The sequence below is a fragment of the Cedecea sp. genome (assembly GCF_036500665.1).
Classification (GTDB): Bacteria; Pseudomonadota; Gammaproteobacteria; order Enterobacterales; family Enterobacteriaceae; genus Cedecea.
The window spans coordinates 1-2,823 of record NZ_DASYBS010000037.1 but is presented as its reverse complement, the minus strand read 5'-3'; the positions used below and the strand labels follow the sequence as shown (position 1 = coordinate 2,823).

4 protein-coding genes are annotated in these 2,823 nt (G+C 58.9%); all 4 read right to left on the bottom strand.

The features are described 5' to 3' along the window. The coding region (locus VGM55_RS06350; RefSeq protein WP_331635013.1) for a head maturation protease, ClpP-related at window positions 1-657 on the bottom strand (657 nt) is incomplete at its 3' end. Further along, window positions 608-2,125, bottom strand: a complete 1,518-nt coding sequence (locus VGM55_RS06345; protein ID WP_331635012.1) for a phage portal protein — start codon at window positions 2,123-2,125, stop codon at window positions 608-610. The genes VGM55_RS06350 and VGM55_RS06345, both read right to left, overlap by 50 nt. Window positions 2,126-2,133: 8 nt before the next feature. Further along, window positions 2,134-2,349 (bottom strand): hypothetical protein, encoded by a 216-nt coding sequence (locus tag VGM55_RS06340; RefSeq protein WP_331635011.1) that lies wholly within the window; start codon window positions 2,347-2,349, stop codon window positions 2,134-2,136. Then, window positions 2,346-2,823: terminase gpA endonuclease subunit (locus tag VGM55_RS06335; protein ID WP_331635010.1), on the bottom strand; the 478-nt coding region annotated here is incomplete at its 5' end. The genes VGM55_RS06335 and VGM55_RS06340, both read right to left, overlap by 4 nt.

The window sequence follows — 2,823 nt, the reverse complement described above, 5'->3', positions numbered from 1 at the left end:
TTTGTTTTCGTTCACGCAGGCAGCCGCCTGCAGTGCCGGCTCCAGTACGTCAGCGAAGCCTTTCGCTACCGCTTCAGCACCGTTAAGCCAGGTTTCCGCTTTCAGCATGGTTTCAAGCTCCTCCTGCCCCAGGCCGGTTTTCTTCATGTAAGCGCCCAGCATCAGCGCCTCATTCCTGTCCAGCCAGTCGGCATAATCCCGCATATCGTCTGAATCCCCGGCAATGCCGCCCCACGGCTTATGCACCATAATCCAGGCATTCTCCGGCATATGCACCGTGGCACCGGGCAGGCAGACAATCATCGAGGCCATGCTGGCGGCCACACCATCTACCCGGATCGCCACCTTCGCCTTCAGGCGCGAAAGCGTATTGAAGATGGCAAACCCCTGCATCACATCCCCGCCGGGGCTGTGAATGTGCAGATCGATTGCGCCGGCCTCAAACACCCCGGCCTCTTTGCAGTCGGCCACAAACTGCTGCGCGGTAATGCCCCAGCCACCGATGACGTCGTAGAGGAAAATCTCCACCCGCCCGGCGGCCAGCGCACGAATTTCGTACCAGCGCTGGCCCGTGGCCGCATCGACGCCCGCCAGGCTGGCCCGGGGGTTAATCGTCGTCATCCCGCTTGCGCCGATCGTCTTTTTTTGCCGTTGCATCTGGCGTTGCTCCTTTGTCGTGGGCGGCGTCGGAATCGAACACCAGACCATGCTCTTTATTAAATTCGGTTTCACGCAGGCGCTGGCGTTTAACCTCCTGCGGGTTCTTGCCGCGGGCGCGAGTCCACTCCGCCTCTGTCCCGGCACCACCGCGGACAATTGCTTTCCAGGCTTCCGCTTCTTTACCCGGGTCGATCCACGGCATCACCGGCCCCAGGTAGAGCGCGTTACAGAGGGATTTTTTATCCACGTCAGGAGGGACCGGGATACCACTCAGCAACGCCATCGCCAGCCAGGCGCGGTATACCGGCCGGCTGTGCTGGCCAACGAACCACTGCTGCAGCACGTTGTACCCTTCAAAACTTTCCACCAGCTCCTGACGCTGGGAGCTGTAGGTGCCGTTGTAGTCCCGGGCGATACTCGAATAACTCCCGCGCGTACCCGCCGCCACCGCCCGCATTTGTCCGTTGCGGAATTCATAGAGGTGAACGTTAGGGCGATTTGACTCGACCATGCCCAGGTCTTCGCCGGGTTTCAGGTCGTCATAAATCATGCCCGGGGCGATATCGTAGTGGCGCCGGCCACCGGGCGCGGAAAACTCACCGTCATCCCCCATTGACTGCGCATCGCCGCGTTTGATGTAAAAGCTCAGCGCGGCAGCAATACGGGCGGCCACACGCTCGGACTCTTCGTAGTCCTTGATGTCAGCCAGGCGGGTTATCACCCCGTGGATCAGGCTGATACCACGCAGCTGGTGAAGCCGCTTGCGGTGAGCAAGGTGAAGCATGTTGTCGGCCGACACTGTTTTGAAGTCGGCGTTAAATCCGGAAAAACCGGCAGGATGATGTTTATAAACCCTGTAGCCGGTCGGACGCCCCCAGGCATTGACGATAATGCCCTGTCTGACCTGCTGTCCGGCGGTGCTGTTGAGATTGAAGGGAACAAAATCTGCTTCCAGCATCTCCAGCGAGAAAGGTACCGACGTGGAATGCTGCAGGCCCGGAACATTACCACGCACCAGCTGAGTAAAGATCTCGCCGTCCCTGATTGCGGAGCGCAGCAAAAGCCGCTCGGCTTCAGGCCGGGTGAACATGCCTGTTACTTCCGGACGCACGGACCATTCGGCCCATAAAGCAGAGAGTTGACTGGCAAACGCAGAGTGAAGGTTACCGTCCAGATCCAGCGGCTGCGGCTCAACGTGAATGCCGTTCGCACCGATAACCCTGTCCTCCAGCTTGTCAAACAAGCCAATAACCAGATCGTGATTTTCATCCAGCCAGCGGGCCTGCTCGCGCAATGATGTCCCGGCAGCAAAAACGGCCGTATCCGCTGAACGCGATTCACGTTTGCCTTTGTGGGTACGGGACGAGATTGCTGCCTCGTAGGCCTGTAGCCTGAGACGATTCTGCACCCGCGCAGCGGCCCACCCTGGCGATATCGCGCCCAGTGTTCTTTCAAAAAATCCCATGGCGTGCCTTACAGAAAATTAGCGAGTTTGTATGAGCCACCGCGGCGGGTTACCGTCCGCCAGCGTCCTTCCCAGTATTCAAGCTCAGTACGCAGAGCGACGGGATCGTGGTTGGTAATAGCACGACCATTCACACCCGTGAACGACACGCTTTTGCCGTCCAGGGAGTCCTGGTAGGCCCGACGAACCATAAGCAACATGCTGTAAATTTCGTCTTTTGTCACAACCAGCCTCCCTTCCCGGAAGACCCCAGCCAGTTGCCGGAGAGTGCTGCTCCCTTTTCAGGCTCAGTATGGACAGACGGCTGAACGGGTTTTGTTTTTTTCACAGTTATTTCCCGGGGGCGTTCCCCTTCAAAAATATTTGGGTTCGTCTCCTGCGGCTCCGCCCAGGCAGGGGGCTTTTCCCAGTCACGGATTTTTTCGTAGCCCCGCAGGACGGCGACAGCCTGGGCATAGCAAAAAAGGTCGAACGCTTCGTTATTCCCTTTACCGGGTTTGCGCCACTTGCCATCCAGCCCGCGCTCTTCATACGTCAGCTCGTCGTAAAACCACTCCCCTGGCCAGTCCGGAAAATGGATATAGCCCGCGCCCGGCGTCTCACGGGCCAGGTTATTGCTCAGCTGGTCTTTCAGGGTATCGGTCTGCAGGAGGTACACCGGCACTTCACCGCGCACTTCCGCCCGCCTGTCGGCGCGG